We start from the raw sequence: 13,435 nt of genomic DNA on the forward strand, positions 1-13,435 counted from the left end.
TATCAAAGTAATTTTTCAGTCGTTTGCAATATATAGCAGGTTTATTACTATCAGTCCAATTTTTCCAATATCCATAGCTGTTTTCGTCATGAGCAAATAAGCGTTCCGTCTGAACGCTGCGCGCTTCGGCGAATCAATGGATATCTGACGCACGGCGTGACCTAGGACGCCGGCGGCTAAACAAAAACTTGGGGCCCCCGAATGTACCAATACGATCAGATCGACCAGCGAATCGTTGACGAACGAGTCGCGCAGTACGCCGATCAGGTGCGCCGGCGTCTGTCGGGCGAATTGAGCGAGGAAGAGTTCCGTCCGCTGCGGCTGCAAAACGGCCTGTACATGCAGCGTCACGCGTACATGCATCGCATCGCGATTCCGTACGGCAACCTGCGCTCCGACCAGTTGCGCGTGCTCGCCACCATCGCGCGGGAGCACGACCGCGGCTACGGCCACTTCTCGACGCGCACGAACATCCAGTTCAACTGGATCGAACTCGAGGAAACGCCGGAAATCCTGCGCAAGCTGGCGTCGGTGCAAATGCACGCGATCCAGACCTCGGGCAACTGCATCCGCAACATCACGGCGGACCAGTTCGCGGGCGTCGCGCCGGATGAAGCCGTCGATCCGCGTCCTTGGGCTGAAATCCTGCGCCAGTGGTCCACGTTCCATCCGGAATTCGCGTGGCTGCCGCGCAAGTTCAAGATCGCGGTGTGCGGCTCGGCGGAAGACCGCGCGGCCGTGCAGATTCACGATCTCGGCGTGTATCTGAAGAAGAACGCAGAGGGCGAAGTCGTCGCGAGCATTCTCGCGGGCGGCGGGCTCGGTCGCACGCCGATCATCGGCGCGGTCATCAAGGAAGATCTGCCGTGGCGGCATCTGCTGACGTACTGCGAAGCCGTGCTGCGCGTCTACAACCGCTACGGCCGCCGCGACAACATGTACAAGGCGCGTATCAAGATTCTCGTGAAGGCGCTGTCGCCCGAGAAGTTCGCGAAGCAGGTCGAAGAAGAGTGGCAGCATCTGAAGGACGGCCCCTCGACGCTCACGCAGGACGAAGTCGAGCGCGTGTCGAAGTTCTTCGCGCCGCCCGCGTACGAAAAGCTCGCGGACACGGATGCCTCGTATGAGAAGCATCTGATCGAAAGCAAGCCGTTCGCGCGCTGGATCGAGCGCAACGTGCGCCCGCACAAGATTCCGGGCTACGCGGCGGTCACGCTGTCGCTGAAGCCGACGGGCATTGCGCCGGGCGACGCCACCGACAAGCAGATGGACGAAGTCGCCAATCTCGCCGACGAGTTTTCCTTCGGCGAAATCCGCGTGTCGCACGAGCAGAACCTGATTCTCGCCAACGTGAAGAAGCGCGACCTGTACGCCATCTGGGAGCGCGCGAAGGCAATCGGTTTCGCGAGCGCGAACATCGGCTTGCTGACGGACATCATCTCGTGCCCGGGCGGCGATTTCTGCTCGCTCGCGAATGCGAAGTCGATCCCGATCGCGCAGGCGATCCAGCAACGCTTCGACGACGCCGACTATGTCTACGACCTGGGCGACCTGTCGATCAACATTTCGGGCTGCATGAACGCGTGCGGTCATCATCACGTCGGCAACATCGGCGTGCTGGGCGTCGATAAGGACGGCTCCGAGTGGTATCAGGTGACGCTCGGCGGCGAGCAAAGCTCGGGCGCGACCGGCGCGCATCTCGGCAAGGTCATCGGGCCGTCGTTCTCGGCGCATGAGATGCCGGACGTGGTGTCGAGCGTGATCGACACCTTCGTCGACAACCGCATGGAAGGCGAGCGTTTCATCGAGACGTTCGGCCGCATCGGCATCGCGCCGTTCAAGGAGCGCGTGTACGCAGCGCGCCAAGCCCACGCTTAAGGATCTGCAGATGACGTTGATTATCAAGAACCGCGCGGTCGTCGAAGACGATTTCACCGTCGTGCGCGCGGGCGACGACGGCGTGCTCCCGGCAGCCGATGCGCTTCCCGCCGGCAAGGTGATCGTGCCGTTCGCGCTTTGGAAGGACGCGAAGGACTCGCTCGTAGCATCGCGTGCGAAGGAATCGCTCGGCGTGTGGCTCGCGCCTGACGACGAACCCGCCGATCTCGCGCCTGACTTCGACAAAATCGCCGTGATCGCGGTCGATTTCCCGGTATTCCGCGATGGCCGCGGCTTTTCCATCGGCCGTCTGCTGCGCGAGCGATACAACTGGACGGGCGAATTGCGCGCCATCGGCGACGTGCTGCGCGATCAGGTGTTCTTCCATCACCGCTGCGGCTTCGACGCCTTCGCCGTGCGCGCGGACAAGGACATTCACGACGCGCTCAACGCGTTCAACGAATTCACCGAGCTGTATCAGGGCGCGAACGACAATCCGGAACCGCTGTTCCGCCGCCGCGCCGCGGTGCTCGCCACGCTCGGAGCCTGAGGCATGACGCCAGAATTGCAAGCCAAGGTTGAACGCCTCGACGCGCTGCTGGATTCCATCGCAGCGCGCCACGAGCGCGTCAAGCTAGCCAGCAGCCTTGCCGCCGAAGACATGGTGCTCACGCACGCGATTCTTTCGCGCAAGGTCGGCATCGGCATTTTTTCGCTGAACACGGGGCGCCTGCACGCGGAAACGCTCGGCATGATCGACCGCGTGAAAGAACGCTACGGCTACGACATCGAGCAGCTTCATCCGCTGGCCGATGCTGTCGATGCGTACGTGCGCGATCACGGCCTGAACGCGTTTTACGAGAGCATCGACTTGCGCAAGAGCTGCTGCCATATCCGCAAGGTGGAGCCGCTCAACCGCGCGCTCGCCGATGTCTCCGCGTGGGTCACGGGCCAGCGCCGCGAGCAGTCGGTGACGCGCGCCGAACTGCACGAGGAAGAGCATGACGCGCCGCGCGGCATCGCGAAGTTCAATCCGCTCGCGGACTGGACCGAAACGGACGTGTGGGACTACCTCAAGGCGTTCGACGTGTCGGTGAATCCGCTGCATGCGCGCGGCTATCCGAGCATCGGCTGCGAGCCGTGCACGCGCGCCGTGCGTCCCGGCGAGGACAGCCGCGCGGGCCGCTGGTGGTGGGAATCGCGCGATACGAAAGAATGCGGCCTGCACATGACGAATATCAGCAGCATCAAGATCGTCGAGGAAGCGCCAAGCTCCGCGATCTGACAAGGCGCACAGACGCCGGCTGAACCCTGTTACTGAACGCGGCCTGGCGAACCATGCCGCACAAAAAAGGATCGACGAACATGAGCACCACGCTCGACCCCAACGTCACTGCCCCGATCGTCAATCAGGCGACGCGGATGGACCATCTCGACTGGCTCGAAGCCGAGTCGATCCACATCCTGCGCGAACTCGTCGCGGAGTGCAGCAAGCCCGCGCTGCTGTTCTCGGGCGGCAAGGATTCGGTCGTCGTGCTGCATCTGGCGCTCAAGGCCTTCGGTCTCGGCGCGGGCCGCAAGACGGTGCTGCCGTTTCCGCTCGTGCATATCGACACGGGCCACAACTTCCAGGAAGTGATCGACTTCCGCGACCGCCGCGCGGCGGAAATCGGCGCGGAACTGGTCGTCGGCCATGTCGAGGATTCCATCAGGAAGGGCACCGTGCGCCTGCGCCGCGAAACGGATTCGCGCAACGCCGCGCAAGCGGTGACGCTCCTCGAAACGATCGAGCAATACGGCTACACGGCGATGATCGGCGGCGCGCGCCGCGACGAAGAGAAGGCCCGCGCGAAGGAGCGCATCTTCTCGTTCCGCGACGAATTCGGCCAGTGGGACCCGAAGGCGCAGCGCCCGGAACTGTGGAGCATCTATAACGCGCGTCTGCATGCGGGCGAGCATCTGCGCGTGTTCCCGATTTCGAACTGGACCGAGCTCGACGTGTGGCAGTACATCGCGCGCGAGAAGCTCGAACTGCCGTCCATCTACTACGCGCACGAACGCGAAATCGTGCGCCGCAACGGGCTGCTCGTGCCGGTGACGCCGCTCACGCCGGTGCGCGAAGGCGAGACGCCGGAGATCGCGCAAGTGCGCTTCCGCACGGTCGGCGATATCAGCTGCACGTGCCCGGTGGCGAGCGACGCCGACGACGTCGAGAAGATCATCGCGGAAACGGCCGTGACCGAGATTACCGAGCGGGGCGCGACTCGCATGGACGACCAAGCGTCCGAAGCCGCGATGGAACAGCGCAAGAAGCAAGGTTATTTCTAAGCATCACGCTCCAAGGAACCAACGAATCATGAGCATCTATCAAGCGGAAGACCTGGGCGTGTTGCGCTTCATCACGGCGGGCAGCGTCGACGACGGCAAGAGCACGCTGATCGGCCGCCTGCTGTACGACAGCAAGGCGGTCCTGTCCGACCAGTTGTCGGCGATCTCGCGCGCCAAAAACAAGCGCACCGTCGGCGATGAAATCGACCTGTCGCTGCTCACGGACGGCCTCGAAGCCGAACGCGAGCAGGGCATCACGATCGACGTCGCGTATCGCTATTTCGCGACGGCGAAGCGCAAGTTCATCATCGCGGACACGCCGGGCCACGAGCAGTACACGCGCAACATGGTGACGGGCGCATCGACGGCGCACGCCGCGATCATTCTCGTCGACGCGACGCGCGTCACCTTCGAGAACGGCGAAGCGCAACTGCTGCCGCAGACCAAGCGCCACAGCGCCATCGTGAAGCTGCTCGGCTTGCAGCACGTGATCGTCGCGATCAACAAGATGGATCTGGTCGAATACAGCGAGACGCGCTTCAACGAGATCCGCGATGCGTACGTCGCGCTTGCGCGCCAGCTCGGTCTCGAGCATGTGCGCTTCGTGCCGGTTTCGGCGCTGAAGGGCGACAACATCGTGAGCGCGAGCGAACGCATGCCGTGGTACGCGGGCGAGCCGCTGCTCGATCTGCTCGAATTGCTGCCGGTCGCGCAGCCGAACGATCAGGCGCTGCGCTTTCCGGTGCAATGGGTCGCGCGCCAGGACGGCTCGCAGGCCGACGACTTCCGCGGCTACATGGGCCGCGTCGAGGCGGGTGAAGTGCGCGTGGGCGACGCGATCAACGTGCTGCCGGCGAATCGCCAGGCGACGGTCGCGGAAATCATCGCGCCGGTGCCGGGCGGCGTCGCGCCGGTGGATCGCGCGTTCGCGGGTCAGACCGTGACGATCCGTCTGACCGAAGACGTGGACGTGTCGCGCGGCGATACGTTCGTCCCGGCGACGGCGGCCGTCGCGCCTGCGAAGAAGCTCGAAGCCGATCTCTGCTGGTTCGACGAAGAGCCGCTTTCGCCGCAGCGCAAATATCTGCTGAAGCAGACGACCAACACCGTGTTCGCGCGCGTCGGCGCAGTGAAGCAGGTGTTGGACGTGCATACGCTGTCGCATTCGGTGGATCGCACGACGCTTGCGATGAACGACATCGGCCGCGTGGCGCTCACGCTGCAAAAGCCGATCGTCGCGGACGAGTACGATACGCATCAGGGCACCGGCGCATTCGTGCTGATCGACGAGGCGACGCATCACACGGTCGCGGCCGGTATGATTCGTGAAATCGCGGCTTGATGCCTGATGACGGACGAAATGCACATGGGTAAGGTCTATTTGATCGGAGCGGGGCCGGGCGCGGCGGATCTCATCACCGTGCGCGGCATGCGCCTTCTCGAACAAGCGGATGTCGTGCTCCACGATGCGCTGATCGAGCCGGCGATGTTCGACTACGCGCCGAACGCGAAGCGAATCGCGGTCGGCAAGCGGTGCGGACAGCGTTCGACCGCCCAGCATTTCATCAACAAGCAGATCGTCGATGCGGCGCGCGAGCATGGCGTGGTCGTCCGTCTGAAGGGCGGCGATCCGATGCTTTTCGGCCGCGCCGACGAGGAAATGCGCGCGCTGGAAGCAGCGGGCATCGAGTACGAAGTGGTGCCGGGCATCACGGCCGCGCTGGCGAGCGCCGCGACGCTGCGGCGTTCGCTCACCTTGCGCGGCGTATCGCGCAGTGTCGCGCTCGCGACGCACAGCCGCGCCGCCGACAGCGAAGACATCCGCGAGCAGGCGAAGGCGGATTCGCTCGTCTTCTACATGGGCCGCGACAGTGCGGCGGATATCGCCCAGCAGTTGATTGACGCCGGGCGGCCGGGTTCGACGCCGGTCGCGATTGTCGAGGCGTGCAGCACGCCGCGCGAACGCACGCTGACGCTGACGCTCGCGCGCATGGCGCTCGGCGAGGCGCAGGCGTGGCTGGACCCGTCGCAGCCGAGTCTGCTGATGATCGGCGAGGCGTTCAAGGAGAGGGCGTCGGCGGGAAAGCCGAAGGCGCATCTTAAGGGGATGCGGGCGGCGGCGTGATTCTCAGGCTGGCGAAAAACGAAAAGCGCATCAGAGACGGTGCGCTTTTTTTATGTCCGCTTTACGCGCCCGTTTGCCGCACGCAGTACGCCGCCACCGCATCGAGCACCGCATCATCCTCGCCGACCGCCGTCGCGCACTGAATGGCCACGCCCGGATGCGCCGCGCGGCACTGCGTCACGACTTCCGGCAGATCCCGCCGCACATGTCCGCCTTGCCCGAAAAACACCGGAACGACGGTGATCGTGTCGCAGCCGTCGGCGACTTGCGTCGCGACGGCCGTGGGCAAGTCCGGCGTCATCAATTCGAGGAAAGCCAGCGACACCGGATCGCCCCGCAATGCGCGCAGCTTTGCGGCGAGGCGTTCGAACGGCTCGGCCCAGCGCGGATCGCGTGCGCCATGTCCGAACAGAATGATGCCGTGCGTGTTCATCGCGTTTCTCTCCTCGTAAGCGGCCGTCAGTGCCGCTCGACCCACTTGAGACCCAGCAAGCCGATTGCCAGGTAAGCCAGCGCCGGCGCCGCCGCCGTGATCGGCGCGGGCCACGTGTTCAAGGTGCCGATATGCGAGAACAGCGTATTGACCAACTGAAAGCTCATGCCGATCATGATCCCGCCGAACACCTTCACGCCCACGACGCCCGCCCGCGTGTGCAGATACGCGAACGGCAGCGACAGCACCAGCATCACGAACACCGCGAACGGATACAGAATCTTGCGCCAGAACGCGATCTGATACCGCTGCGTATCCTGATGATTCTCGGTCAAGTGCTGGATATAGCGGAACAAATTGAACATGGACATGCGATCGGGCGACACCAGCAGCACCGAAAGAATCTGCGGCGTCAATTCCGAACGCAACGAGAACTGCGGCAGCGCCGTTTCTTTCCCGCGATACACCGGGTTCAGCGCGTCGCCGGCATTCGCGGTCTGCGGCTGCGCATCCACGAGCTGCGTTTCGGTCACGCCCGTGAGCTTCCAGTGGCCGGGCGGCGCGTACACGCCGCTTTTCGCGATGCGTACGTTCGAGAGCCGGAACTTCGAATCGAACTCGTAGATTCGCACGTTGGCGATGGTCGTATCCGGATTCAGCGTGCCGACATTCACGAAGCGCGTAACCTGCTCGCCGTTTTCCTTGGCGGTGAGCGTGTCCTTCACCCAGACGCCCGACTCGAAGTTCGACGACACCGACGAGCCCAGCGCCTCCAGCCGCACGCGCTCGGACAACTGGTCGGCGTACGGCCCGACCACTTCGCCGATGATGTACGTCACGAGCACGATCGGCACGCCGATCTTCAAAAGCGAGCGCAGCGCCGCGCCGGTCGAAAGTCCGGACACGCGAAAGATGGTGAATTCCGATGCGGCGGCCATCTGCGCGAACACGTAGATGGCGGAAATGAGCGCCGCGACCGGAATGATTTCGTAGAAGCGCGAAGGCGTCTGCAAGGCCACGCGCAACACCGCGAGCGTGAACTTGTAGTTGCCGTGTCCGACCGTGTTCAGTTCGTTGATCAGATCGAAGAAGAAGAACAGGCCGGAAAACGCGAACAGAATGAAGATGAAGGCGAGATAAATCTGGCGCGCGAAGTAACGTTCGTAGATGCGCATGGGCTCAGGCTCCCTTCGAGCGCGTGAAGCTCGCTCGCGTGAAGAGCGGCCGGTTGCGCACGCGCAGCCAGAAGATGAACGCGACGAGCGCGAGCACCAGCACATGCAGTCCGACAACGCCGACGCCGAACGAGAGCTTGCCCTGTTCGATCCACGACTGCACTACGTTCAGCAGGTTCGAATACGTGAGATAGATCAGCACCGCCATGACGAGATTGATGGTCCGGCTGCGGCGCGGGTTCTGATAGGACAGCGGAATGGCGAGCAGCATCAGGTTGATGGCGATGAGCGGCAAGCCGAGGCGCCAGGCGAATTCCGCGAGGTTCTCTTTCGTCGGATGGGCAAGCAGATCAGGCGTGGCAATGCCGGTCGTGGTCGGCGTGTTGACCACCTGATGATTCATGATTTTCACGCCGTACCGCGCGAACTCCATGATGCGAAAGTTCGGCTGGCCGGGCGTGCCGTCGTAGCGCCGCCCGTCTTCCAGCACGATGAAGCGGTCGCCGTCGGCGTGTGTCTCAGTGTGGCCGTTCTTCGACACGATCACGTTGACCTTGCCGCCTTCGGTGCTCGTCACGAACACGTTCTCCACGTGCCCTTGATCCGGCGACATCTTCTCGATGAAGAACACGCGATGGCTCGACGGCGATTCGCGGAACTGACCCGGCGCGAGCAGCGACACTTCATCGCGCTGCTGGAACCGCGCCTTGATGAGCTTGCTCTGCTGATTCGACCACGGCCAGCCGATAAAGGCGAAGAAGATGATGAGAATGATGATCGGCGTGGAAAACACGGCAATCGGCTTGATGAGCTGCGTCTGGCTCACGCCCGAGGCGAGCCAGACCACCATCTCCGAGTCGCGATACCAGCGCGTGAGCACGAAGAGAATGGAGACGAAGAGCGTCACGATCAGCATGACGGCGAGATAGCCGATGACGGTGAGCCCGATCAGCACCACGACATCGCGCGGGTCGACCTGACCTTGCGCCGCGAAGCCGACGATGCGGATCATCATCGTCGTGAGCATGATCGTGAGCAGCACCATGAATACGGCGCCGGCCGTATACGCGAGTTCGCGCTGCAGGGAGCGTTCGAAGATCATTGATTTCTGCTTGAGGCCGGCGGCGATGCGGCTACGCGTTGACTGACCCGGGGACTGCAGCTTCGTTCCCCGGCGCCGCGAGCCTGTGACCGCCGCGGTAAAAATAGCGGATAATTGCGGCTTTCATCCTTCAGCCTGGATTTTACCGAGGATAAGCGCGATGGACTTTAGCATAAAAGCCTGTGATTGGAGCAAAGGCGAGGCAAATGGTTTCCTGACGGGGAAGGCCGATGTTGTAGTGCTCGGCGTGTTCGAAGCACAGACGCTCACGGGCGCGGCGCGCGCGATGGATCTTGCGACGAAGGGCCTGATTTCGCGCATGGTCAAGGCGGGCGACATGAGCGGCCGCGCGGGCACCACGCTGATGGTGCCGGAAGTCACGGGCATCGGAGCCGCGCGCGTGCTGCTCGTCGGACTCGGGAAGCAAGACGCCTTCAATCAGAAAGCTTATGGCGAAGCCGTGCGCGCGGCGTGGCGCGTGATTCTCGGCACGAAGATCGCGCAGGTCACGTTCACGCTCGCGCAACTGCCCATTCAGGAGCGCAGCGGCGACTGGGCGGTGCGCGCCGGCATTCTCGCGCTGCGTGAGCTCACCTACAAGTTCACGCAGATGAAGAGCAAGCCGGACAACGGCGCGCGCTCGCTGAAGAAGATCGTGTTCAGCATCGACCCGGCGGACGAAAAGGCCGCGCGCACCGCGATCAAGCAGAGCATTGCGATTGCGAACGGCATGGACCTGACGCGCGACCTCGGCAACCTGCCGCCGAATGTCTGCACGCCGACCTATCTCGGCCAGACCGCGAAGAAGCTCGGCCGCGACTGGAAGCTGAAAGTGGACGTGCTCGGCATGAAGCAGATCGAGGCGCTCAACATGGGCTCGTTCCTTTCCGTGGCGAAGGGTTCGGTGCAGCCGCCGCAGTTCATCGTCATGCAGTATCAGGGCGCGGGTGCGAGCGTCGCCGAGTCGGGCAAGGCGAAGAACAAGAACGCGCCGGTCGTGCTCGTGGGCAAGGGCATCACGTTCGATTCGGGCGGCATCTCCATCAAGCCCGGCGAGGCGATGGACGAGATGAAGTACGACATGTGCGGCGCGGGGTCGGTGTTCGGCACCATGCGCGCCATCGCGGAAATGGGATTGAAGCTGAACGTCGTCGGTATCGTGCCGACCTGCGAGAACATGCCGGCGGGCAACGCGCTCAAGCCGGGCGATATCGTGACCGCGATGAACGGCACGACCATCGAAGTGCTGAACACGGACGCCGAAGGCCGCCTGATCCTGTGCGATGCGCTCACCTACGCTGAACGCTTCAAGCCCGCCGCGGTGATCGACATCGCCACGCTGACGGGCGCGTGCATCATCGCGCTCGGTCATCACAACACGGGTCTCTTCTCGAAGGACGACGCGCTCGCGGGCGAACTGCTCGACGCATCGCGCGAGGCGGTCGATCCGGCGTGGCGTCTGCCGCTCGACGAGGAGTATCAGGATCAGCTCAAGTCGAATTTCGCGGATGTCGCGAACATCGGCGGGCGTCCGGCCGGCAGCGTGACGGCGGCGTGCTTCCTGTCGCGCTTTGCGCAGAACTATCCGTGGGCGCATCTGGATATCGCCGGGACCGCGTGGAAGAGCGGGGCGGCGAAGGGCGCGACGGGACGTCCGGTGCCGCTGCTCTCGCAGTTCCTGATCGACCGCGCGGGGCAATGAGCGCGATATGACGCGCATCGACTTTCATACGAACGTCGGCGATCCGCTCGCCTACGCCTGCCGCCTCGCGCGCAAGGCGTATGCGAGCGGGCGTTCGCTCGTCGTGCTTGCGCAAGCCGAGCGCCTCGCCGCGTTCGACGAACAGTTGTGGACCTTCGCACCGCTCGAGTTCGTGCCGCACTGCATGGCGAAGAGCGCGCTCGCGCACGAAACGCCGGTCGTGCTCGCCTCCGATCTCGACGACGTGCCGCATCATCAGGTGCTCGTGAATCTGGGCGCGCCGGTGCCCGCGCAATTCGCGCGCTTCGAGCGTCTGGTGGAAATCATCGGCGACGATGCCGAGGAACTCGCCGCCGGGCGCGAGCGTTTTCGCTTCTATCGCGATCGCGGCTACGCCATCGAAACGCACAAGCAAGGCGGTTGACCGAACAGTGCGTGTCCGCACGGCGCGTTAGCATCGGCGCATGGAGACCACTGACAGACAACCCGACATCATGACTGACAACACGCACACGCCCGAATCCTTCGATTCGTCCATTCCCGTTCTCACCGATGTCGTCGTGCCCGGCAAGCCGGAGTTCGCGCGCGTCGCGGGCGTCAACGACGCGGCGGCCGCCTACGAAGCGCAGCTCGTCGGCGAACGGCTGCAGGGCCGTGTCACGCAATTCCTGAGCGGCGATGCGCGCGCGATCATCGAGGCGCGCTGTCAGGACGTGCTGCGCGAGCACTCGGCGAAAATGGTGCAGGACATCACGCGCGAAGTGTCGCTGGCGCTGGAAAGCCACATGCGCGAGTGGGTCGCCGTGGCGGTCGAGGAAGAGTTGAAGCGGCAGCGCGGGGGTTAAGCCGCACGTCGGCGTTCACGAAGAAAGGGGCGCATCGAGCGCCCCTTTTGGTTTTATCGCAGCAAACCGTCTACCGTCTTCAGCCCGTCACAGCCCCGCGATTGGCCGGCAGCGCGAGCGCCGCGAACTTCGCCAGCACGCCGCGCGTGTACTTCGGCGCGGGCTTCTTCCATGCGGCGCGGCGGCGCGCGATCTCGGCGTCGTCCACGTTCAGTTGCAGCAGCAGCTTGTGCGCGTCGATGGTGATGGAATCGCCTTCCTGCACGAGCGCAATCGTGCCGCCCGCGAACGCTTCCGGCGCGACGTGGCCGACCACCATGCCCCACGTGCCGCCCGAGAAGCGCCCGTCGGTGATGAGGCCGACCGATTCGCCCAGCCCCTTGCCGATGATCGCCGAAGTCGGCGCCAGCATCTCCGGCATGCCCGGGCCGCCTTGCGGGCCGAGATAGCGCAGCACGACGACATCGCCCGCCTTGATCTTGTCGGCGAGAATCGCTTCCATTGCGGTTTGCTCGTCGTCGAACACGCGCGCCGGGCCGGTGATGACCGGGTTCTTGAGGCCAGTGATCTTCGCCACCGCGCCGTCTTCCGCGAGATTGCCGCGCAGAATCGCGAGGTGGCCTTCCTTGTAGAGCGCCTGCTCGATCGGGTAGATGACCTTTTGATCGGCACGCGGCTTACTCGGCACGTCCTTCAGCTCTTCGGCGAGCGTGCGGCCGGTGATCGTGATGCAGTCGCCGTGCAGGAGACCCGCGTCGAGCAGAATCTTCATCACTTGCGGGATGCCGCCGGCCTTGTGCAGATCCGTCGCGACATACTGGCCGGAAGGCTTCAGGTCGCAGATGACCGGCACTTTCTTGCGCATGCGCTCGAAGTCGTCGATGCTCCATTCCACTTCCGCCGCATGCGCGATGGCGAGATAGTGCAGCACGGCGTTGGTCGAGCCGCCCGTCGCCATGATCAGCGCGACCGCGTTTTCAATCGACTTCTTCGTGATGATGTCGCGCGGCTTCAGATCTTTCTTGACCGCTTCGACCAGCACGCGCGCCGATTCGGCGGCGGAGACGACCTTTTCCTCGTCGGGGTTCGCCATCGTCGACGAATACATGAGCGACATGCCGAGCGCCTCGAACGACGAGCTCATCGTGTTGGCCGTGTACATGCCGCCGCACGAGCCGGTGGACGGGCACGCGTTCTTCTCGACGCCCTTGAAGTCCTCTTCCGACATACGGCCCGCAGTGAACTCGCCGACTGCCTCGAACGACGACACGATGGTCAGGTCCTTGCCCTTCCAGTTGCCCGGACGGATGGTGCCGCCGTACACGTAGATGCCCGGCACGTTCATGCGCGCGAGGCCGATCATGCCGCCCGGCATGTTCTTGTCGCAGCCGCCGATCACGACGACGCCGTCCATCCACTGACCCTGCACGGCCGTCTCGATACAGTCCGCGATCACTTCACGCGACACGAGCGAGTACTTCATGCCTTCCGTGCCCATCGACATGCCGTCGGAAATCGTCGGCGTGCCGAAGATCTGCGGATTCGCGTCGGACTTTCTGATGGCTTCGATGGCCGCGTCGGCAAGGCGCTGCAGGCCCGCGTTGCACGGCGTGATGGTGGAGTGGCCATTCGCGACGCCGATCATCGGCTTGTCGAAATCCTCCTCCTTGTAGCCGAGGGCGTAATACATCGAACGGTTGGGCGAGCGCGCGACGCCCTGCGTAATGTTTTTCGAGCGGCGATTGAAGGCCATGTGGGGCTCCTTGAAGATTCTTTTGTCTAGTGGCGCAAGAATGCAGCGTCGTCTTGTGCCTGTCCAATATATTATTCAGGGTCTATTAGGTCGG

At 63.7% G+C, this 13,435-nt stretch carries 13 protein-coding genes; 9 read left to right on the plus strand and 4 right to left on the minus strand.

What is annotated here, in order from left to right:
• The first annotated feature begins 201 nt into the window (after positions 1-201).
• The 6 genes from GV035_RS12900 to cobA all read left to right on the plus strand — a co-directional run bounded on the left by GV035_RS12900 (position 202) and on the right by cobA (position 6,331).
• A complete protein-coding gene (locus GV035_RS12900) occupies positions 202-1,878 on the plus strand; it encodes a nitrite/sulfite reductase (RefSeq protein WP_159835474.1) in 1,677 nt (558 codons plus the stop codon).
• 10 nt (positions 1,879-1,888) lie between these two features.
• A complete protein-coding gene (locus tag GV035_RS12905; RefSeq protein WP_159835475.1) occupies positions 1,889-2,428 on the plus strand; it encodes a DUF934 domain-containing protein in 540 nt (179 codons plus the stop codon).
• Between the two features lie 3 nt (positions 2,429-2,431).
• A complete protein-coding gene (locus GV035_RS12910; RefSeq protein WP_159835476.1) occupies positions 2,432-3,163 on the plus strand; it encodes a phosphoadenylyl-sulfate reductase in 732 nt (243 codons plus the stop codon).
• Between the two features lie 80 nt (positions 3,164-3,243).
• Entirely contained in the window at positions 3,244-4,206 is a 963-nt protein-coding gene (gene cysD / locus GV035_RS12915; protein WP_159835477.1) for a sulfate adenylyltransferase subunit CysD, read from the plus strand.
• A 28-nt stretch (positions 4,207-4,234) separates the two neighbouring features.
• Positions 4,235-5,548: a sulfate adenylyltransferase subunit 1 gene (locus tag GV035_RS12920; RefSeq protein WP_159835478.1), complete on the plus strand. Its 1,314-nt coding sequence runs from the start codon at positions 4,235-4,237 to the stop codon at positions 5,546-5,548.
• 24 nt (positions 5,549-5,572) lie between these two features.
• On the plus strand, positions 5,573-6,331 hold the full coding sequence (gene cobA / locus GV035_RS12925) for a uroporphyrinogen-III C-methyltransferase (RefSeq protein WP_159835479.1): 759 nt from the start codon (positions 5,573-5,575) through the stop codon (positions 6,329-6,331).
• Positions 6,332-6,392: 61 nt separating this feature from the next.
• On the opposite strand, the gene GV035_RS12930 is transcribed toward cobA, so the two are convergent.
• The 3 genes from GV035_RS12930 to lptF are packed head-to-tail and all read right to left on the minus strand — an operon-like array spanning position 6,393 to position 9,041.
• A complete protein-coding gene (locus tag GV035_RS12930) occupies positions 6,393-6,764 on the minus strand; it encodes a sirohydrochlorin chelatase (RefSeq protein ID WP_159835480.1) in 372 nt (123 codons plus the stop codon).
• A gap of 26 nt (positions 6,765-6,790) precedes the next feature.
• Entirely contained in the window at positions 6,791-7,939 is a 1,149-nt protein-coding gene (lptG, locus tag GV035_RS12935; RefSeq protein ID WP_159835481.1) for an LPS export ABC transporter permease LptG, read from the minus strand.
• A 4-nt stretch (positions 7,940-7,943) separates the two neighbouring features.
• Positions 7,944-9,041, minus strand: a complete 1,098-nt coding sequence (gene lptF / locus GV035_RS12940) for an LPS export ABC transporter permease LptF (protein ID WP_159835482.1) — start codon at positions 9,039-9,041, stop codon at positions 7,944-7,946.
• A 160-nt stretch (positions 9,042-9,201) separates the two neighbouring features.
• Between lptF and GV035_RS12945 the strand changes: the two genes are divergently transcribed.
• From GV035_RS12945 to GV035_RS12955, 3 genes are all read left to right on the plus strand, one after another.
• On the plus strand, positions 9,202-10,743 hold the full coding sequence (locus tag GV035_RS12945) for a leucyl aminopeptidase (RefSeq protein WP_159835483.1): 1,542 nt from the start codon (positions 9,202-9,204) through the stop codon (positions 10,741-10,743).
• A gap of 7 nt (positions 10,744-10,750) precedes the next feature.
• Complete coding sequence (locus GV035_RS12950) at positions 10,751-11,167, plus strand: DNA polymerase III subunit chi (protein ID WP_159835484.1); 417 nt, start codon at positions 10,751-10,753, stop codon at positions 11,165-11,167.
• A gap of 70 nt (positions 11,168-11,237) precedes the next feature.
• Positions 11,238-11,588 carry a DUF2486 family protein gene (locus tag GV035_RS12955; protein ID WP_159835485.1) on the plus strand — a complete coding sequence of 117 codons (351 nt, stop codon included), beginning with the start codon at positions 11,238-11,240 and terminating at the stop codon, positions 11,586-11,588.
• Positions 11,589-11,667: 79 nt separating this feature from the next.
• Here GV035_RS12955 and ilvD read toward each other — a convergent pair whose 3' ends face one another.
• Positions 11,668-13,341 carry a dihydroxy-acid dehydratase gene (ilvD, locus tag GV035_RS12960; protein WP_159835486.1) on the minus strand — a complete coding sequence of 558 codons (1,674 nt, stop codon included), beginning with the start codon at positions 13,339-13,341 and terminating at the stop codon, positions 11,668-11,670.
• Between the last annotated feature and the right edge of the window lie 94 nt (positions 13,342-13,435).

The organism is Burkholderia sp. 8Y (assembly GCF_902506145.1).
GTDB lineage: Bacteria > Pseudomonadota > Gammaproteobacteria > Burkholderiales > Burkholderiaceae > Caballeronia.